Source organism: Pseudomonas sp. H1_A03 (assembly GCF_054685145.1).
The window spans coordinates 5,741,682-5,760,457 of the sequence record NZ_CP162829.1 but is presented as its reverse complement, the minus strand read 5'-3'; the positions used below and the strand labels follow the sequence as shown (position 1 = coordinate 5,760,457).

Annotated in this window: 20 protein-coding genes; 12 read left to right on the top strand and 8 right to left on the bottom strand. The window is 57.7% G+C overall.

Translation table 11 applies throughout. The features are described from left to right. The first annotated feature begins 31 nt into the window (after positions 1 to 31). The 3 genes from AB4O35_RS26630 (at position 32) to AB4O35_RS26620 (ending at position 2,166) form a co-directional block, all read left to right on the top strand. A complete protein-coding gene (locus AB4O35_RS26630) occupies positions 32 to 346 on the top strand; it encodes a 3-phosphoglycerate kinase (RefSeq protein ID WP_065873818.1) in 315 nt (104 codons plus the stop codon). A 151-nt stretch (positions 347 to 497) separates the two neighbouring features. Beyond that, positions 498 to 1,097, top strand: a complete 600-nt coding sequence (locus AB4O35_RS26625) for an FMN-dependent NADH-azoreductase (protein WP_049712077.1) — start codon at positions 498 to 500, stop codon at positions 1,095 to 1,097. Between the two features lie 202 nt (positions 1,098 to 1,299). Beyond that, positions 1,300 to 2,166 carry a carboxylate/amino acid/amine transporter gene (locus AB4O35_RS26620; protein WP_065873817.1) on the top strand — a complete coding sequence of 289 codons (867 nt, stop codon included), beginning with the start codon at positions 1,300 to 1,302 and terminating at the stop codon, positions 2,164 to 2,166. A 47-nt stretch (positions 2,167 to 2,213) separates the two neighbouring features. Here the strand turns inward: AB4O35_RS26620 and AB4O35_RS26615 are convergent, their stop codons facing one another. After that, positions 2,214 to 3,512 carry a mechanosensitive ion channel family protein gene (locus AB4O35_RS26615; protein ID WP_065873816.1) on the bottom strand — a complete coding sequence of 433 codons (1,299 nt, stop codon included), beginning with the start codon at positions 3,510 to 3,512 and terminating at the stop codon, positions 2,214 to 2,216. Positions 3,513 to 3,705: 193 nt separating this feature from the next. Here AB4O35_RS26615 and AB4O35_RS26610 point away from each other — a divergent pair, with 193 nt between their 5' ends. Beyond that, complete coding sequence (locus tag AB4O35_RS26610) at positions 3,706 to 5,052, top strand: DEAD/DEAH box helicase (protein ID WP_065873815.1); 1,347 nt, start codon at positions 3,706 to 3,708, stop codon at positions 5,050 to 5,052. A gap of 48 nt (positions 5,053 to 5,100) precedes the next feature. On the opposite strand, the gene AB4O35_RS26605 is transcribed toward AB4O35_RS26610, so the two are convergent. Next, positions 5,101 to 5,376 carry a hypothetical protein gene (locus AB4O35_RS26605; protein WP_065873814.1) on the bottom strand — a complete coding sequence of 92 codons (276 nt, stop codon included), beginning with the start codon at positions 5,374 to 5,376 and terminating at the stop codon, positions 5,101 to 5,103. A gap of 156 nt (positions 5,377 to 5,532) precedes the next feature. On the opposite strand from AB4O35_RS26605, the gene AB4O35_RS26600 reads away from it, so the two are divergent. After that, the gene (locus AB4O35_RS26600) at positions 5,533 to 5,922 is read left to right on the top strand and encodes a hypothetical protein (protein ID WP_017134854.1); all 390 of its coding nucleotides are present in this window, start codon (positions 5,533 to 5,535) and stop codon (positions 5,920 to 5,922) included. 99 nt (positions 5,923 to 6,021) lie between these two features. On the opposite strand, the gene AB4O35_RS26595 is transcribed toward AB4O35_RS26600, so the two are convergent. The 3 genes from AB4O35_RS26595 to AB4O35_RS26585 all read right to left on the bottom strand — a co-directional run bounded on the left by AB4O35_RS26595 (position 6,022) and on the right by AB4O35_RS26585 (position 8,064). Further along, on the bottom strand, positions 6,022 to 6,888 hold the full coding sequence (locus AB4O35_RS26595; protein WP_065873813.1) for a DUF6279 family lipoprotein: 867 nt from the start codon (positions 6,886 to 6,888) through the stop codon (positions 6,022 to 6,024). 65 nt (positions 6,889 to 6,953) lie between these two features. After that, positions 6,954 to 7,676 carry a TorF family putative porin gene (locus tag AB4O35_RS26590; RefSeq protein ID WP_065873812.1) on the bottom strand — a complete coding sequence of 241 codons (723 nt, stop codon included), beginning with the start codon at positions 7,674 to 7,676 and terminating at the stop codon, positions 6,954 to 6,956. Between the two features lie 208 nt (positions 7,677 to 7,884). Then, positions 7,885 to 8,064 (bottom strand): hypothetical protein, encoded by a 180-nt coding sequence (locus AB4O35_RS26585; protein ID WP_003193095.1) that lies wholly within the window; start codon positions 8,062 to 8,064, stop codon positions 7,885 to 7,887. A gap of 335 nt (positions 8,065 to 8,399) precedes the next feature. Here AB4O35_RS26585 and AB4O35_RS26580 point away from each other — a divergent pair, with 335 nt between their 5' ends. The 3 genes from AB4O35_RS26580 (at position 8,400) to AB4O35_RS26570 (ending at position 11,328) form a co-directional block, all read left to right on the top strand. Continuing rightward, a complete protein-coding gene (locus AB4O35_RS26580; RefSeq protein WP_049712084.1) occupies positions 8,400 to 9,236 on the top strand; it encodes a CvfB family protein in 837 nt (278 codons plus the stop codon). Between the two features lie 52 nt (positions 9,237 to 9,288). Further along, positions 9,289 to 9,687 (top strand): DUF2177 family protein, encoded by a 399-nt coding sequence (locus AB4O35_RS26575; RefSeq protein WP_065873810.1) that lies wholly within the window; start codon positions 9,289 to 9,291, stop codon positions 9,685 to 9,687. Positions 9,688 to 9,885: 198 nt separating this feature from the next. After that, positions 9,886 to 11,328 (top strand): NCS1 family nucleobase:cation symporter-1, encoded by a 1,443-nt coding sequence (locus AB4O35_RS26570; RefSeq protein WP_065946224.1) that lies wholly within the window; start codon positions 9,886 to 9,888, stop codon positions 11,326 to 11,328. On the opposite strand, the gene AB4O35_RS26565 is transcribed toward AB4O35_RS26570, so the two are convergent. Beyond that, positions 11,240 to 12,448: an MFS transporter gene (locus AB4O35_RS26565; protein ID WP_065881204.1), complete on the bottom strand. Its 1,209-nt coding sequence runs from the start codon at positions 12,446 to 12,448 to the stop codon at positions 11,240 to 11,242. The genes AB4O35_RS26570 and AB4O35_RS26565 overlap by 89 nt on opposite strands. Positions 12,449 to 12,551: 103 nt before the next feature. Between AB4O35_RS26565 and ptrR the strand changes: the two genes are divergently transcribed. The 3 genes from ptrR to AB4O35_RS26550 all read left to right on the top strand — a co-directional run bounded on the left by ptrR (position 12,552) and on the right by AB4O35_RS26550 (position 14,555). Next, positions 12,552 to 13,445, top strand: coding sequence for a putrescine utilization regulator PtrR (ptrR, locus tag AB4O35_RS26560; RefSeq protein WP_065881203.1), 894 nt, complete (start codon positions 12,552 to 12,554; stop codon positions 13,443 to 13,445). 142 nt (positions 13,446 to 13,587) lie between these two features. After that, entirely contained in the window at positions 13,588 to 13,710 is a 123-nt protein-coding gene (locus AB4O35_RS26555) for a PA1414 family protein (RefSeq protein WP_003193089.1), read from the top strand. 242 nt (positions 13,711 to 13,952) lie between these two features. After that, positions 13,953 to 14,555, top strand: a complete 603-nt coding sequence (locus AB4O35_RS26550; protein WP_065873806.1) for a peptidoglycan recognition protein family protein — start codon at positions 13,953 to 13,955, stop codon at positions 14,553 to 14,555. A gap of 32 nt (positions 14,556 to 14,587) precedes the next feature. Here the strand turns inward: AB4O35_RS26550 and AB4O35_RS26545 are convergent, their stop codons facing one another. Next, positions 14,588 to 14,980, bottom strand: coding sequence for a hypothetical protein (locus tag AB4O35_RS26545; RefSeq protein ID WP_175405795.1), 393 nt, complete (start codon positions 14,978 to 14,980; stop codon positions 14,588 to 14,590). 251 nt (positions 14,981 to 15,231) lie between these two features. Here AB4O35_RS26545 and AB4O35_RS26540 point away from each other — a divergent pair, with 251 nt between their 5' ends. Continuing rightward, positions 15,232 to 17,310 carry an FAD-dependent oxidoreductase gene (locus tag AB4O35_RS26540; protein WP_065946223.1) on the top strand — a complete coding sequence of 693 codons (2,079 nt, stop codon included), beginning with the start codon at positions 15,232 to 15,234 and terminating at the stop codon, positions 17,308 to 17,310. Between the two features lie 77 nt (positions 17,311 to 17,387). Here the strand turns inward: AB4O35_RS26540 and AB4O35_RS26535 are convergent, their stop codons facing one another. Then, on the bottom strand, positions 17,388 to 18,767 hold the full coding sequence (locus tag AB4O35_RS26535) for a sodium:solute symporter family protein (RefSeq protein WP_065946222.1): 1,380 nt from the start codon (positions 18,765 to 18,767) through the stop codon (positions 17,388 to 17,390). Between the last annotated feature and the right edge of the window lie 9 nt (positions 18,768 to 18,776).

Sequence of the window (18,776 nt, the reverse complement as noted above, 5' to 3'; positions counted from 1 at the left end):
TAAGCTGACAGTCCTTATTGGAGACTGCCGAATGAGAAAATTCTGTTGTGTGTTGCTGGCGCTGCTGCCGATGAGCGCATTTGCCTACCCCATCGACGTCACAAAAAAGATCGACGGCGTCAGCATCGATTACACCGCCTCCGATGTGGACGGCGATATCAGTTCGATCCAGCTCAATAACTACGGCACGAATGACGCCGTATGCTCGGTAACCTTCACCAACGGGCCGGAATCACCGCGTCGCCGCACGGTCACGGTGCCGGCGGGAAAAAGCACGAACACCACGGCCAAGTTCAACCGCGCCATTATCAAGATGCGTATCGCCCTGGCTTGCGGGCCGAAGTAACCCGACAGCGGAGCATGCTGACAGCAATACTCCGCTTATGAACAAATTTATAGATGGGTTATAGCAGTTTTTTACGCTTTTTAATCGAATTGGCTCTGTTTAATCTTCACTCCATCGACTTACAGCAATTACAGATGGAGCCTACAAAGCCATGTCCAATGTTCTGATCATCGAAAGCAGCGCCCGCCAGCAGGATTCGATTTCCCGCCAACTCACCCGGCAGTTCATCAGCCAATGGCAGGCCGCCCATCCGGCGGATCAGATCACTGTGCGTGACGTGGCCCTCAACCCGGTCCCGCACCTGGACGCCAACTTGCTTGGCGGCTGGATGAAGCCCGCGGATCAGCGCAACGGCAACGAGCAGGCGTCCCTGGATCGCTCCGACGAATTGACCAACGAACTGCTGGCGGCCGACGTACTGGTGATGGCCGCACCGATGTACAACTTTGCCATCCCCAGCACCCTCAAGGCCTGGCTGGACCACGTGTTGCGTGCGGGTGTGACCTTCAAATACACCGCCACCGGCCCTCAGGGTTTGCTGACCGGCAAGCGCGCCATCGTGCTCACCGCGCGCGGCGGCATCCACACGGGGGCCACTTCCGATCACCAGGAACCCTACCTGCGTCAGGTCATGGCATTCATCGGGATTCACGACGTCACCTTCATTCACGCCGAAGGGGTGAACCTGAGTGGGGACTTCCAGGAAAAAGGCATTAACCACGCCAAGGCGCTGCTGGCACAGGTCGCCTGATCTTTTAATCGCCAGATAATCCCTCGGTGTTTATCTAGCGCCACGCAACCCTTCAAGTACGCGTATCGAACCTCCCTTTGCACTTTTTGCTCCTGAGTGCTCCTGCCCGACTGACGCATTAGCGAGGTCGGGTTTTTTTTGCGCCGAGTTTCTTCAATCGTCGAAAACCTTTAATGTCCCGCCCATTCGAAATGAGGCGCGCATGGGCTATTTACTGGTTGTCACTCTGATTCAGGCATTTTCCTTCAGCTTGATCGGCGAATACCTCGCCGGTCACGTCGACAGCTACTTTGCAGTGCTGGTGCGCGTGTTGCTGGCCGGGCTGATATTTATCCCGCTGACGCGCTGGCGTTCGGTGGAGCCAGCCTTCATGCGCGGCATGCTAGTGATTGGCGCGCTGCAGTTTGGCGTGACCTACGTGTGCCTGTACCTGAGCTTTCGCGTGCTCACGGTGCCGGAGGTGCTGCTGTTCACTATCCTCACGCCGCTGCACGTGACCCTGATCGAAGATGCCCTCAACCGCCGTTTCAACCCGTGGGCGTTGATCGCCGCGTTGGTGGCAGTGGCCGGCGCGGCGGTGATCCGCTTCGACCAGATCACCCCGCACTTCCTTGGGGGCTTCCTGCTGCTGCAACTGGCCAACTTCACCTACGCCGCCGGGCAGGTGATGTACAAGCATTTGGTCGCGCGTTATCCCAGTGATTTGCCGCACTACCGACGCTTTGGTTACTTCTACGTGGGCGCGTTGCTGGTGGTGTTGCCGGCGTTCCTGCTGTTCGGCAAGTCGAACTTTCTGCCGGAAGCACCGCTGCAATGGGGCGTGCTGGTATTTCTTGGACTGGTCAGCACCGCCCTGGGGATGTATTGGTGGAACAAAGGCGCCTGCCTGGTCCATGGCGGCACCCTGGCGGTGATGAACAATCTGCATGTGCCGGTGGGGCTGCTGCTGAACCTGCTGATCTGGAACCAGCACGAACCGCTGGGCCGCTTGGCCTTGGGTGGGTTGGTGATTCTGGGGGCGGTGTGGATCAGTCGGTTGGGTGTGCGAAAGGCGCCATTGTTACGCTGAACCCCTTGTGGGAGCGGGCTGGCTCGCTCCCACAATAGGCCGCGTCGTTAAATCGATATTTTTTCCGGGGCCGGCAAATGACTGGCCCCGAGCACCGCCGGCAACATCCCAGCGCGCAGATCATTGCCACTCGGCTGCTGATACAAGCTCAAGCCAAACTCCGGCAATACCGCCAGCAGGTAATCAAAGATATCCCCCTGGATCCGCTCGTAATCCGCCCACGCTGTGGTGCGGGTAAAGCAGTAGATCTCCAGCGGTACGCCCTGGGCGGTGGTTTGCATCTGGCGCACCATGCAGGTCATGTTCGGCTGGATGTCCGGGTGGCTTTTCAGGTACGCCAGGGCATAAGCGCGGAAGGTGCCGAGGTTGGTCATGCGGCGGCGGTTTGCCGACAATTGCGCGCTGTTCCCCTGAGCTTCATTCCAGGCCTTGAGTTCAGCCTGCTTGCGCCCGATGTAGTCGGTGAGCAGGTGCACCTGGGTCATGCGCAGTTCTTCATCGTCACGCAGGAAACGCACGCCACTGGCGTCGATATACAGGCAGCGCTTGATGCGGCGCCCGCCGGAGGCCTGCATGCCGCGCCAGTTCTTGAACGACTCGGACATCAGGCGCCAAGTGGGGATGGAGACGATGGTCTTGTCGAAGTTCTGCACCTTGACTGTGTGCAAGGTGATGTCCACCACATCGCCGTCGGCGCCGACCTGGGGCATTTCGATCCAGTCACCGACCCGCAACATGTCGTTGCTGGTCAGTTGTACGCTGGCGACGAACGACAGCAAGGTGTCCTTGTACACCAACAGGATCACCGCCGACATCGCACCCAGGCCTGAGAGCAGCAACAGCGGCGAACGGTCGATCAGGGTGGCGACAATAATGATCGCGCCAAACACGAACAACACCATCTTCGCTAACTGCACATAGCCCTTGATCGAGCGGGTGCGTGCGTGTTCGGTACGGGCGTAGATGTCCAGCAAGGCGCTGAGCAGTGCGCTCATGGCCAGTACCAGGAACAGAATGGTGAGCGACAGGGCCACGTTACCGATAAACAGAATGGCGGTCTTGCTCAGGTCCGGCACCAGGTACAGGCCGAACTGGATCACCAGCGACGGCGTCATCTGGGCCAGGCGATGAAAGACTTTGTTATGCCGCAGATCGTTGACCCAGTGCAGGGCCGGCTGCCGGCCGAGCAATTTGACGGCGTGGAGAATGAGATAACGCGCTACACGTCCAAGCAGCAGCGCCACGACCAGCAACACCAGCAGACCGAGGCTGGCATGGAGCAACGGGTGTTGATCGAGGGTGCCCCAAAGGTCTTGGACGTTGAGCCAGAGCTGTTTGATATCCATGGATGAGACCGATTCTTCTGTAAGACAAGACGGGGCGATTAGAGCATTTAAGTGCGACAAAGTTGACGTCATGGACAAATGCCCTGACAAAAAAGCAGCTGATTAGTACCGTTCGCGTAAAGAAACTCGGTTTGGACGCCCGAAACCGGTAACCTATGCAGCTGTTTTTTTGTATTTCTTCGAGGTAGCACCCGTGTTTTCCCAATTCGCCCTGCACGAACGCCTGCTCAAAGCCGTGGCCGAGCTTAAATTTGTCGAGCCTACGCCGGTGCAAGCAGCGGCCATCCCGCTCGCGCTCGAAGGGCGTGACCTGCGGGTGACTGCTCAAACCGGGAGTGGCAAGACTGCCGCTTTCGTCCTGCCGATTCTGCATCGTTTGATTGGCCCGGCCAAAGTCCGCGTCAGCATCAAGACCCTGATCCTGCTGCCGACCCGCGAGCTTGCCCAGCAGACCTTGAAGGAAGTGGAGCGCTTCTCGCAGTTCACGTTTATCAAGTCCGGCCTGATCACCGGCGGCGAAGACTTCAAGGTCCAGGCCGCCATGCTGCGCAAGGTGCCGGATATCCTGATCGGCACCCCTGGCCGCATGATCGAGCAACTCAACGCCGGCAACCTTGACCTCAAGGAAGTCGAAGTGCTGGTATTGGACGAAGCCGACCGCATGCTCGACATGGGCTTTGCCGACGACGTGCAGCGCCTGGTAGCCGAGTGCGTCAACCGCCAGCAGACCATGCTGTTCTCCGCCACCACCGGCGGTTCGACCCTGCGTGAAATGGTCGCCAAGATCCTCAACAACCCTGAGCACCTGCAGGTCAACAACGTCAGCGACCTGAACGCGACCACGCGTCAGCAGATCGTCACCGCCGACCACAATGTGCACAAAGAGCAGATTCTCAACTGGCTGCTGGCCAACGAGACTTATCAGAAAGCCATCGTGTTCACCAACACCCGCGCTGCGGCCGACCGCATCTACGGTCGCCTGGTGGCCCAGGAATACAAAGCGTTCGTGCTGCACGGTGACAAAGACCAGAAGGACCGCAAACTGGCCATCGACCGCCTCAAGGCTGGCGGCGTGAAGATTCTGGTTGCCACCGACGTTGCCGCGCGCGGCCTGGACGTGGACGGCCTGGACTTGGTGATCAACTTCGACATGCCGCGCAGCGGCGACGAATACGTGCACCGTATCGGGCGTACCGGGCGTGCCGGCAACGACGGCTTGGCCATTTCGCTGATCTGCCACGGCGACTGGAACCTGATGTCGAGCATCGAGCGCTACCTCAAGCAGTCGTTCGAGCGTCGCACCATCAAGGAAGTCAAAGGCACGTACACCGGACCGAAGAAGGTCAAGGCGTCGGGCAAGGCGGTTGGCGTAAAGAAGAAAAAGACCGACGCCAAGGGCGACAAGAAGAAAACCGGCGCCAAGTCGCCGACCAAGCGCAAGATCGCCAACCGGCCGAAGACCGACAACCTGTCGCTCGTCAGCAAAGATGGCATGGCGCCACTTAAGCGCCGCAAGCCTGAAGCACCGGCTGCTGAGTAAGGCTTGAGTGATGAAAAAAACCGGACATTTGTCCGGTTTTTTATGCCTTCAGCTTTTGGCTTTGGCGGCTGCTTCCTTGAGTTCCTTGAGTCGGGCATCGATCAACTGGCACTTGTCAGGAAACTCGGCACTTTCGGTATCCAGATCCATCTTCTGCAGCTCGTCGTTCATCTCCTTGGCCTTGGTCGGGTTCTGTTCGGTCAGTTTGGCCACTTCCTGGGCCAGTTGTTCGCGCTTGGCCGTGGCCTCGTCTGGTGTGCAGGCCCAGGTTGGCAGAGCAGTCAGCAGCGTGGCGGCGATCGCCAGGTTTTTCAGGGTTTTCATGGAGAGACCTCCTTGGCGGTTATGTGCTGTTGAGGGCGCGAACGTCTGGAAAGTTCAGAGAAATGACACGCCGTCTATTCGGCTGAACGGCGGCTGACGTGACGGGTCACACCTCAAGACGGGCTAATTTTCCTTAAGCCTGCAGGAGGAATCAGGATGACGACTTACAACTGGGATCTGATCGAACGGCTGTTGCATGAAGTGCAGAACGGCGAGGGCAGCTTCGCGCCGCGCAAGTATGCCGAGCAGGAAGCAGCCGAGAAGGCGACGGCGGGCGAATCGACCGGCAACCTGGATGCGCTGAAAAAGACCGCTGCGGATTATGAGGCGCTGCTGTTCAAGCGTGGCTTTATTGAATCGCGCCCTGAGGAAGAGGGCGGTAATGGCGAGAACTTCATCCTGACTGCACTCGGCGCGCAGTTGCTGGCGCTGATCGACAGTTCGATCCCGGGCAACGATCATCCGCGTCAGGTGTTGGATGAGCAGGCGGATGCACTGGATCCGGCGACCTTTGCTGAAGTGGCGTCAAAAGCTCAGATTGCCTGAGTGCTTCTGTGGGAGCGGGCTTGCCCGCGATGACGGCGTGTCAGTCGATATAGTCGTTACTGACCGATCGCTATCGCGGGCAAGCCCGCTCCCACATTTTTAGATCGTGGCAGCCTTCAGGCATTTCAGCGCTTTGAAGTCGCTGCGCACGCCGTCAATTTTCTGCGTCAGCTTCAAGCGTTGTTGCGCGCTACTGTCTGCCATCAGGTCGACCAACAGACTGCGCGCTGCAGCCTCTGTCTGGGCATAAGCAGCGCGATACTCCGGGGTCCACAAGCTCTCCCGATCCACCAGCAACTGCTGCATTTTCTGCGGGAAGTCGGCGCTTGCACGGTGTTGCACGGCGTCGATGAATTGAGCCTGCCACTGCGCACGGTTGCCGATCCATTCCGTGTTCTGGTCTCCCAATGCGAGCGACCACGCCGTCACGCGATTCTGCTGACTGGCGCTGAGCGGGCCCATCCACGTATCCAGGCGCTTGCTCATGCGCTCGGCACGTTCTTGGATCTGCTTGGCCAGTGGCGGCTTCAGGTATTCATCCTGGCGCTTGCGCAGATCCTTGGCCAGCGCCTCGTTCATTTCCTTGACCTGCTGATCGTCCAGGCCCTTGAGCAGTTCGATGGCCGATGGCGTGATCTCACGGGCGACCTCGTCAATAGCCTGCTTGGCTTCGGCGGTACGGGTCTGCAAGGCGGCGTCTGTGACCTGGTTGTTGTCGACCATCTGTTGCAGGCGATCCAGCCAATCCAGATAACCCGGCAGCTGCGTGGTGCAGTGCCAGGCCAGGTGTTCCTTGAGTTTGTCGTTGAACCAGCTCTTTTGCCCGGCGTTCATGTCCAGGTAATCGTTGAGGGTCCAGGGGATGATCACGTCCAGGTTGCGGTAGGCCAGGCCCACGCGATTGCAGCCGGCGAGCATCAGGCTCACGGTCAGCAATACCACCAGTAATTTGAGCCGACGCAGCATGGGCGGGTCCTTCGCGGAATGGGGTGTCACATGTGAACCCGCGCTGGGCGCGACAGTTCAGCCCATTAATAAAACGTCCGCGCGGCCTTCAACGTCAACAGACCATCGCATTGCGAATTATGTCCGGAATACGCCGAGCAATCCCCGCCGCTCAGGCTGGAGTCGCTGTAGATCAGGTTCAGGTCAACGCCCATCCATTCCCGCGAGAATTGCACCGACCAGTCACTGAAGGCGCGGATGGAGCCGCCGTCCACCGAGACTGGAGCGCCCAACTGATGAGTGGTGTATTTCATGCTGACCCCAATGCCGAAAGGTTGGGTGCCGCCGAGGTCGGCAAACAGGGTGCTGTCCTGGCGGTCCGGATCGTTGCTGAAGGAGGCGCCAAAGCGATTGCCCAGCAGGTTCAGGCCGCCGTAGAACTCCTGGCTGTCGAGGGGGCTGAGCTTGGGGTAGCTGTAATGGATCAAGCCCACTTCGTAGCCCAGGGTCTGATCGAAGGGGTGTTTGAAACCCATGTAGGAATCGACTTCGAGGGTGCTGGCCGAGGACAAGCCCATATTCGGGGAAAACTGGCCGAAGTACAGGCCGCTGTCGTGGCTCAGGTCCAACCCGCCATGGAACGAGTCGCTGCCAGGCGACGTCGGCTTGACCAAGCCCTGCGCCATGCTGCGGCTGGGAGTGGTGCCCAATTTCAAATCGAAATCACCCAATTCGCGCTGAAAGATTTGCGCTTCGGCGAGGGGGCAGGTCACCAGGGCACCGACCAGGAAAATACAGGATTTGAGCATGCTTCACTCCATGAAAAGCGAGGAGCAGTGACGAAGGAAATCGGGCAGATGCCCGTGCTAGACGCGTGCAAGCATACCGGCGAATGCCTGCAGGTGAGGCCCGTTCGTCGATTCATGCAAAAATGTGGATGATTGGAGAGGGTATTTCGAGCTCTAGTCCTAGCGCCTTGAGGGCAAGACGCTTAGGGACCAGGTGTGTTGCGCGGTATTACTTTTTACCCAAGCTGATCTGCTTGGATGGGCCGAAAGTCTGGCCGCTCACGCCTTTGGCAATTTGCTGGATTTCGCCGCCGGACTTAAGGAACGCAGCGATCTGGCTGTTGATCGATTCGCTGGTTTCAACGGCTGGAGCTGGCTTTGCTTTGCTGTTGGATGCTTTTACACGCATGGCGGCCACTAACCTGTAGAAAATTAACTTGGCCAGGCATCGTACAGGAAATACTTGACAATTGCTTGGTAAATATCCCCCGGGAATAAGTGCAGCGGTCGGAAACAGCAAAGTTTCATTTTTCAAATAAGCCCCCTAACTTATTGTTTTAATTCGAAACCATGGGGCGGTCGAGGGTTGGCGGCTTGAAAAAACTGGCCGATTGATCGGACGAGCGGGGCTGTGCGTTGGGCGATGCTATTGCAAGGCCACCTCAGCCCGCGTTTTTTCAGGCGCCCGCGCGTGGCGGGTCCAACTCGGGTAGAATGCCGCTCACGCAATGAGGGTATTTGGACATGGCTTTAGTCGGGCGCTACAACAGCTTGCAAGTGGTAAAACACACTAACTTCGGTTTGTACCTGGATGGTGCGCAAGACGGTGAAATCCTCTTGCCTAATCGGTATATCCCTAAAGATATTCCCAGCGAAGATGAAGACTGGCTTAACGTTTTCATCTATCTGGACAGCGATGACAAACTCATCGCCACCACTGAAAAACCGAAAGTTCAAGTGGGTGAATTCGCCAGTTTGAAAGTGGTGGAAGTCAACAGTATTGGCGTGTTCCTTGACTGGGGTTTGCCCAAGGATCTGTTGCTGCCTTACTCGGAAGAAAAACGCCAGATGACCGCAGGTGAATACTGCGTGGTGCACGTTTATCTCGACAAACACACCAAGCGCATCACCGCCACTGCGCGCCTGGATCGTTACCTGGACAAAACGCCTGCTAACTACCAGGTGGGCCAGGAAGTCGACCTGCTGGTGGCCGAAGCCACTGATATGGGCTTCAAGGCGATCATCAACAACAAGCATTGGGGCCTGATCCACAAGAACGAAGTGTTCAAGTTCCTGCGCCCGGGCAAGGAAGAAAAAGGCTTTATCAAAGAAATCCGCGCTGACGGCAATATCAGCCTGAGCCTGCAACCGGTCGGACAGGAAGCGGCCTCCAGCCTGAACTCGAAGATCCTCGCCAAGTTGCGTGAAAACAACGGCACCTTGCCGGTCAGCGACAAAAGCGACCCGACGGTGATCAGTAACTTGTTCGGCGTGAGCAAGGGCAACTTCAAGAAAGCCATTGGTGCGCTGTATAAGCAGGGCCAGATCGTGATTCACGCGGATCGCATTGAACTAAGCTGATCGCGCTTTGCTCTTCTGTAGGCGCCGTCCGGTGCCTACAGAGGTTGCATCAATGACCAAGAAAATGCTCTTCGCCTACCTCGGCACTCTGCTCGCGTTCCTGATCCTGGACGGCCTCTGGCTTGGCGTCCTCATGGGACCCACCTACAAATCCCTGCTGGGTCCCCTGATGCTGGATCAGCCCCGCCTGTTGCCTGCGACACTCTTCTATCTCCTTTATGTACTGGGTTGCGTAGTGTTCGTGGTCTTGCCCAGCGCAAGCTGGCAACGCGCCGCACGCCTTGGCGCCTTGCTTGGTCTGGTTGCCTACGGCACCTATGACCTGAGCAACTGGGCCACGCTGCAAGGTTGGTCCGCGCAATTGGCGATCATGGATATGGCCTGGGGCACCTTTCTGACGGCGGCGTGCTGTACGGTGGGCTACTTGTGTGCACATCGAGTGCACCGTTGATTGTGTACAGGATTGATGTGCACCGTAGCTGAGCGCGGTCCCCGCTTATAGACCTGTATCAATCTCTTTGGAACACCGTATCAAAGGGATTGCGCTCAATTGGCACGCATTCTGCTGACTGTCTCGTATACAAACCATGCCGCCTCCCGTATGCACCCCGTGACGGAAGCGCAGGCCGGTATTTCGAGGAGCCCAGCGATGACCGAACAATTGCCCAAAGGCTACAGCCCGCGCCTGTACAACAAGGACTTGGGCCCACTGCCGCAAAAGTGGACCTGGTACAACATCTTCGCCTTCTGGATGAGCGACGTGCACAGCGTTGGCGGTTATGTGTTCGCCGCCAGCCTGTTCGCCCTGGGGCTGGCCAGTTGGCAGGTGTTGATCGCCTTGCTCGCCGGTATTTGCATTGTTCAGTTGATCGCTAACTTGGTGGCCAGGCCGAGCCAGCAGGCCGCTGTGCCGTATCCCGTGATTTGTCGGCTGGCGTTTGGCGTGTTTGGCGCGAATATCCCCGCAGTGATTCGTGGCTTGATCGCCGTGGCCTGGTATGGGATTCAGACGTATTTGGCATCAAGTGCGTTGATCATCGTGGTGCTGCGCTTCTTCCCGCAGATGGCGGTGTATGCCGAACCGCACTTTGCAGGCCTGTCGTACCTCGGCTGGTTTGGATTCCTGAGCCTGTGGTTGCTCCAGGCGGCCGTGTTCTGGGCTGGTATGGAGTCTATCCGCCGCTTTATCGATTGGGCGGGGCCGGTGGTGTATGCGGTGATGTTTGCCCTGGCCGGCTGGATCGTGTGGAAGGCGGGCTGGTCGAATATCAGCTTCACCCTGTCAGAGAAATCCCTGTCGGGTTGGCAGGCGTTTGGCCAGGTGATCGTGGCCACCGCGCTGGTGGTGTCGTACTTCTCCGGGCCCACCCTGAATTTCGGTGACTTCAGCCGCTACTGTCGCAGCATGCAGGACGTACGACGCGGCAACTTCTGGGGGCTGCCGGTGAATTTCCTGGCGTTTTCCCTGGTCACCGTAGTCATCGTCTCGGGCACCTTGCCGGTGTTCGGCGAAATGCTGCATGACCCGATTGCCACGGTTTCGCGCATCGATAACAGCATGGCGGTGTTGCTCGGTGCCTTTGCCTTTGTCACCGCGACCATTGGTATCAATATCGTCGCCAACTTCGTTTCCCCGGCGTTTGACTTCGCCAACGTCGCGCCGAGCAAAATCAGTTGGCGTGCCGGCGGGATGATCGCCGCCGTGGCGTCGATCTTTATCACGCCGTGGAATCTGTTCAATAACCCGCTGATGATCCACTACACCCTGGATATCCTCGCCGCGTTTATCGGGCCACTGTTCGGGATTCTGTTGGTGGATTTCTACCTGATCAAAAAACAAAAGATCGACGTGGATGCACTGTTTGATGACAGCCCCAGCGGGCGCTACTACTTCGACGGTGGCGTGAACTGGACGGCGATCAAAGCGCTTGTGCCCGCGACGCTGGTGGGTGTCGCGATCACCTTTACCCCGGCGTTGCAGTTTATGGCCAACTTCGCCTGGTTTACCGGCTGCTTCCTGGGTGGGCTGTTTTTCCTGGTGCTGGCTCGGCGTGAGCAGATTCATGTGCCTGCGCCGCTGGTTGTCGGCTGAGCAGCACCGAGCCCGCTATTAAAAGGCCCGCGCCGGCAATCACCAGCGCGGGTTGCAACCCGCCGCTGAGGTGGCTGCTGACCGACGCCAGCAACGGGCCGCTCAGTTGGCCGATGGCAAAGCTGGCGGTCAGCAGCCCGGTACTGCGCTGGTAGCCGTGGGGCGCGACGTCCCGCAGGCGGGCCATCACCAACTGCATGCAGGCCAGGAACGGCCCGCCACACAGCAGCACGCCCAGCGCCAAACCCCAGCCATTGCCGAACAAACAGGCGAACACGCCGGCCGCTTGCAGCCACAGCGTGGTCATCAGCCAACGGCGCGTGGTATGCGGGTCCTTGCGGCGCAGGCTCGCCACTCCCACGCCAATCGTTGCGGCCAGGCCAAAGCACGGCCAGAACAGATCGGCCTGCCAGGCGCCCTTGAACTGCGCGCTGGCCATCTGCGACAGGAAGGTTGCCGGAATGATGTAGCCAAGGCCGAACAGCACGTAGATCCAGCACAAATGCGCGATGCTGCCGTTGCTGCCTCCCTCGGTGTGGCTGGCAACCGCTGCGCCATCGGCATAAGGCCTGGGCAGGAAAGGCAGGATTGCCAACAACATCACCAACGCCACCACGCCATACACCAGCCATAACGTCGCCGAGTTTTGCCCCTGCAGGTTGGAGCCCAGCGCCAATAACCCGGTCAACAGAATCCCCAACCCTGGCCCGGCGAATACCAAGGCGCCCAGGCGCGGACGCCCGGCCGCAATCGCCAATGGTTGGCTGAGGCTGGTGATCATCACCAGTGCCCAGGCACTCGCGACACCGGTACCAAAGCGCAGTAATAGGTGCGGCCAGAACCCATGAGCCCAATACGACGCCAGCGTCAGCAACACACACAGCCATAAGCCGCCATACAAGCGCCCGCGCACGTGGTGGTGGCTGCGCGCAAAGATCGAATCCACCGCGCCGACGAAGTAGCCCAGGTAGTTGGCGGCAGCGATCAGGCCGGCGCCGGTCAGGTCGATCTGCCCTTCACTGAGCAGGTGCGGCATTTGTGGGGTGAGGGCGAAGCGGCCAATGCCCATCGCCATCATCAGGGCGACGAAGCTGGCAAGTAAGCGTATCAAGGGAGACATGGTCAAGTTTCCTGCGGGTAAGCGAATACCCTCAGGCTAAAGCTGATTGACTTTCTGTAAAATTGAATAATAGTGAGCAACTTGTTCAGTTTTGGAGAAAGTTATGGAGTTCAGTCAATTGCGCATTTTCCAGGCCGTGGCCGAAGAGGGCTCCATCACCCGCGCCGCCGAGCGTCTGCATCGGGTGCCGTCGAATCTGTCGACCCGGCTCAAGCAGATGGAGGAACAGCTCGGCGTCGAGCTGTTCGTACGTGAACGCCAACGCTTGCAGCTTTCTCCTGCAGGCAAGGTGTTGCTGGACTACAGCACCCGCCTGCTGGCGCTGCACGACGAAGCCCATGGCGCCGTGCAAGGCGGGCAACCGGCTGGGGATTTTGTGTTGGGCAGCATGTACAGCACGGCAGCGGTTCACTTGCCCAAGCTGCTGGCGCGCTATCACAAGGCTTATCCGATGGTGAACCTGCAAGTGCAATCGGCGCCCAGCGGTGAGTTGCTTGAAGGCTTGATCACCGGTCGTCTGGATGCTGCATTCGTGGACGGCCCCATCACCATCGCGTCCCTGGACGGAGTCGCCCTGTGCGAGGAACGATTGGTACTGATATGCGAGGCCGATCACCCGTCGGTGCGCGGGCCGCAGGATGTGGCCGGGCGTTCAGTGTTCACCTTCCGCCGCAGTTGCGCTTATCGCACTCGTCTGGAAACCTGGTTTTCCCACGAGCGTGTGGCCATGGGGCGGGCAATCGAGATTGAATCCTATCAAGGCATGCTCGCCTGCGTGATTGCTGGCTCCGGGGTGGCGTTGATGTCCGAGTCCATGCTCGACAGCCTGCCAGGCAAGGAAAATGTGTCCGTTCATCCGCTGACGGGGCCTTTTGCCACTGCGACCACCTGGCTGATGTGGCGAAAGGGTATGCTCGGCGCTAACCTCAATGCATGGATCGACCTTCAGCAAGAGGGCAAGGCAGAGGTCCTGCGAGACGCACGCGCAATTGCTTGAACGATCCGTCAGGATTTGAATCAATTCAGTAATAGTTCGTTGTGGTTTCGTTCATGCATTACGTAGGACTTAGGGCTACTATCAGTGTAGGAAAAGGCGACAGAACTTGCGCCTACCAGCATTACCCTCAAGGGGGGCAACCATGAAAGAGAAAATTCAAAACTGGCTCCATGATCTGGGTGTTGCACTGGGCTTGATCGAGCCTCCGCTACAACCGGTGCCTATCCGCACAGATGATGAGCAGCGCCGCCCACGCCGCCGGTAAGTCCTGAAGCGCTCATGCGATCGACTCGTTGATCGTGCGGGCGCTTTGCAATGGGTTGTTATTCAGGGCGTGCTCGGTTCCCTGTCATTCGGGCGCAGCCGCAGTTTGTTCCCCGCCGCTTTACTGGATTATCTGACGAGGCCAGCGTTGTCGTCGGACCCTTCTTTTTATCCTGTCATCCGTACCTTTTTCCGGTTCGTCCTTCTATATTTTTGTCTTCACAAGGACGGAAGGGTAGTGGGATGTCGAGCATTGATGGCGAAGGTATGGTGATTTCCGACAGGGTTGAGCGTCGTCGGTTTCCATCGATTGAGCAGGGAGATATGCGTAGCGTGCGTGCCTTGGTGATTCACCAGACGGATGCCCCAACGGCACAGCACACCTTTAACGGTTATCTGTCCAAAGGCAACGGTGCGCACTTTTTGATTGAAAAAGATGGCCTCATCTACCAGACGGCCAGCCTGAAAAAACGCTGTTATCACGTTGGGCGCTACCTGCGCTCCAAGTGCCTGGCAGTTGATAAAACGACCTGTGATACCGCTCAAATCCAGTCGATTCAAGCGCTCACCTGGACGTTACAGATTCGCGCGCTGGACCGGCACGAACGCACCAAGGGCTATCCTGAACGATACCCGATGAATGCGGACTCCCTGGGTATCGAATTGGTCGGCAAACACCTGGATGCCACGCGTTATGAGCGGGTTACCGCACTGCAGAATCAGTCTCTGCAGTGGTTGGTGTCTGAATTGCGTGGTCATTTCCGTCTGACACCGGAAGACATCTACACGCACCCGCAAATCTCATACAAACATCCAGGTGAAGCCAGCAGTGCGGTGTGGCAATGACTTCAGCGCGATGGACACTGGGCGTGTGGATGTTACTCGCCGGATGCGCGTCCACCCCGCGTGATGTTGAGGCTATCTCCATCGCGGGCTTCCATTCCGAAGAACCTGAGCGTTGCCGTCCCAGTGACGTTGCGCTGGATGAGCGGCAGGTAGCGGCCTTTTTCAAGCAGGCTGAACTTATTGATGGTCGTACGCTGCACGATGAGTATGACTGGGCGCCTTGTTACCTGGAGGGCACGCTGAAATATCAAGGCAAGGCATGCATTTGGCGGGTGAGGGCAGGCGCTACGGGGGAGATTGAGTGCCCGGCAACTGCGCAGTACTTTGGCTGCAAGGACTGCGGTGATGTGTTTGAAGGCGCCAAAAAATAGCGACGGGTTGAAAAGATAGAAGTGATATCTGAAGTCGTATCCGCTCTTGTTCACGGGATTTCGGGTGACTAGCCCGATTTCACGCATGTCAATCAGGTTTTGGCACTCATTTGTCGGAATTGGACTGCATGATTGTCAGAATCGGCTGGCTTATTTAATTATAAAGACACGCGTAGGTTGGGTTCCATTAGGGACCAAGGCAACTAGTCTCGGATAAAAACTAAGCGCATTTTCATCGCGCCCTAACTTTATTGAGTGCCTCGCTCTGAGGTACCAGTAAGTCAGAATTGGTTGGAGACAAAGCTATGTTGCTCTCTTCGGTTCCGCCCGTCGCTGCGTCACTCATTGCCATAACTGAAAACATTTTACATATCGCGCCTGTGTCGAGAGCCTGGAAGGCTGAGGCCCCCAGCAACGTAGTTTTTCTTCCCCCAACGTTAACTAAGCAAGCTCTGCTCATACAGATTGGGCTCCTGCGCCCATCAACGATAATTGTCGGCGACCAATCTATCGATGCAGACGTCATTGACCAATGGCGTATATCTCATCCTTTTGAAGACCTCTATCTGATCCGAAGAGGTACGAGTTTGGATAAAGTGCGGCTGGACCTGTGTAAATCTAACAGTATTCGGGTGATCAATACGCCTGGGGTCAATGCGCCGCATGTGGCTGCCTATATCACGCATTGGTTGAAACTGGCCGACGGCTCCTTACCCCATGATGTCCGTATATTGGGATACGGCAATGTAGGCAAAGAGCTGGTCAAGTTGTTGCTTGATCGAGATCCGGATGTTCGGATAAAGGTGTTGGTTCGACACTGTCGAGCGCCAGATAATAATGGGACAGCCTTTTCCGATAACCGGGTGACTTTTGTCGCAGACTGGTTCGAGGCGTTAGAGGGTGCCTCTGCTGTTGCCATATGTTTATCACTGAATGATGAGTCTACGTATCGCATTGATCAGGCCCTCATTGAATGTATGCACAAACAAGCTCGCCTGGTCTGTGTCGCCAAACCGGATGTCTTTAGCGATGATGCATTGCGAATGTTGGCGGCGGCTGGAGGCATCCAGCTTGTCGTCGATTACGGACCTACGACATTGGATGTGTTTCGGATGCGTACCCAAATGCTCGGCTGTAGTGTCTCCACGTGGCGTAAACCGGCGACGCTCACTGCACGGGCGGCAACCACCGAAGCCTGCCATTGCGACCTTGACTATGCGGTCGCAGTCCAACTGAGCTTAATGGCGTTGCGGGGTGTTGTCAGGCGCAAGCTTGCACAATCGTTAATGATCCCCTCTCAACACACACATGTCGGTGCGCCGCGCGTGTCGATCATCGGTAGAGGAATCAACGGTCTGCTCCAAGCCATGATGTTACGCCTGGCGAATTATCAGGTCGTCGTATACGGAGGAAATCGCGAGAGCAATGGAGCCAGTCATAAGCAGGTGAACATGCGCCATCTTTCCGCAACGGAGACAACTGCAAAGCCGCTGCATAATGACCATCTGACTCCCGGGAATCAGTGCTTTGCTGTTGCGTGCAACCGCGCAGGCATTGAGCTCTTTGAAAAGCTTCTGGCCGACAACCCATCGCTTGCACAATTCGCACAGGCGGGGATTGTACGAGCCTATAGGGTGGGTGCGAGTGGTGTAGAGGCCGCGATTCTTGAGCAGCGTGATATTGAAAGCAGGCGTTGGCCAAGTGGGAAGCCGGGATATGAACTCGCAGAGATCAGTCAACTGCAATTCCAGGCAAACTATGCAATCCCAGGGATTGGTCGGGCTATTGAGGTATCGGGCTACGATGTTGAGTTCATCCATTTAAAGAATGAGCTAGAGGCGCTTCTGCAGTGCTCTGGCGTTCAGTTTCAGCCCCAGCATCTGAGTCCGGCCCAAATTACTGAGCTGAGCAGAGAGCACTTCGTCATCACAGCCATGGGGGTGGAGGAGTCAGAGGTAATCGCGATCATTGGCTGGTTTTTCAAACTGCGTGCTGTCGGTGATGAAGGCGTCGAAGTGCGCGGACTCAAGCTGCAGTACGATCTGCCCGTCGGCGTCATGAATTGCCGGTTGGATGGGGATTGCATACTTGTCTCCGGCGGGCAGGTTCCGCCTGATTCGACGTCGGAATGCAAGGAGCAGATATTGGCGGCGTGCCTGGCCGCTGTTTCTCGGCACTTTCCGATGTCCTACCGCAGGGCGATCGAAAGTGGCGACTTGCATATTATCGAATGTGCCAGGCCTTGCACCGCAGATGGACTGTCGATCGTTTATTGGTCGGCCTATCATCGAATCGCGGCTGGGGGAACTTACGCGGCGGGCACAACGCAGGGATTGGTATGGGCTTCTTTAGTTCAGGAAATCATCCAGCAAACTAACACTTGAGCGTTGAGTGATAAAAAAACGGGTGCGACATCCGACGTCGCACCCGCTGAAGAAACCGCTTTAAAGCTCGTTCTGCATCAAACCGCCGTTGCCACCGCCTCCGGCTTACGCGACAACAAACTCACCACGACAAAACTCACCAGCCCAACCGCCAGGCTGTAGTAAATCGGCGTGTTCGCATCCAGCCCATCCTTGAACATAAACACCAGTGCCGTCACAAAACCCAAGGTCATGGAGGTAATCGCCCCCGACGTGGTCGCGCGTTTCCAGAAGATCGCGCCAATCAGCGGAACCAGCATACCGCCCACCAGCAGGTTGTAAGCCAGGGTCAGTGCGCTGATCACGTCGTTCACCACCAGTGCGATCCCCAGCACGGCAATACCGGTCAGCATCGTGAACAAACGGTTGATCGCCAGGCTCGACTGTTTACCACCACGCAGGCGCGGCAGCAGGTCTTCGGTCAGGACGGTGGAGGCGGCCAACAAACCGGCGCTGGCCGTTGACATCATCGCCGCGAGAGCCGCGGCAATCACCAGGCCGCGAATCCCGTCGGGCAGCGATGCTTTCACGATCGCCGCGAAGGCGTTGTTGACGTTATCCAGGTCCGGAATCAGCACATGCGCCGCCATGCCGATCAGTGCACAGGCCAGGCCGTAGAGGATGCAGTAGAAACCGGCGAAAGTGCCTGCGTACTTGGCGACTTTTTCGTCACGGGCGGTGAATACCCGTTGCCAAATGTCTTGGCCGATCAGGATGCCGAAGAAGTAGATCATGAAGTAGGTGATGATCGTGTCCCAGCCGATGGCGGTAAAGCTGAAGCTCGACGCCGGCAGCTTGGCCACCAGCTCGTCCCAGCCGCCCACGCGGTACAGGCAGATCGGCAGCAGGATAAACATCAGGCCAACGGTCTTGATCACGAATTGCACGATATCGGTCAGCGTCAGCGACCACATGCCACCGATGGTCGAATACACCACCACCACGCCACCGCCGAGCAGCACCGAGATCCAGAACGGCAGGCCGAACAGCACTTGCAACACCGTGCCGATGGCCAGGATCGAGGTCACGCCGATCATCAGCGCATACGCCAGCATGATCACCGCACTGGCCTGGCGGGCCATGGGGTTGTAGCGCTTTTCCAAGACCTGGGTGACGGTGAAGATCTTCAGCTTGAGCAGCGGCTTGGCGAGGAACAGGTTCAGCGCGATGATGCCCATGCCCAGCGCGGCACACAGCCAGAAGCCGGAGATGCCATGCACATAACCCAGGCGCACGGTGCCGACGGTCGATGCGCCGCCCAGTACTGTGGCCGCCATGGTGCCCATGTACAGCGATGGGCCCAGGTTGCGCCCGGCCACCAGGTAGTCTTCATGGGTCTTGGCGCGACGCATGCCGTAATAGCCGAGCACGAGCATGCCGGCGGCGTAGATGAGTACGACGAATAAATCCAAAGCCATGACGGCGAG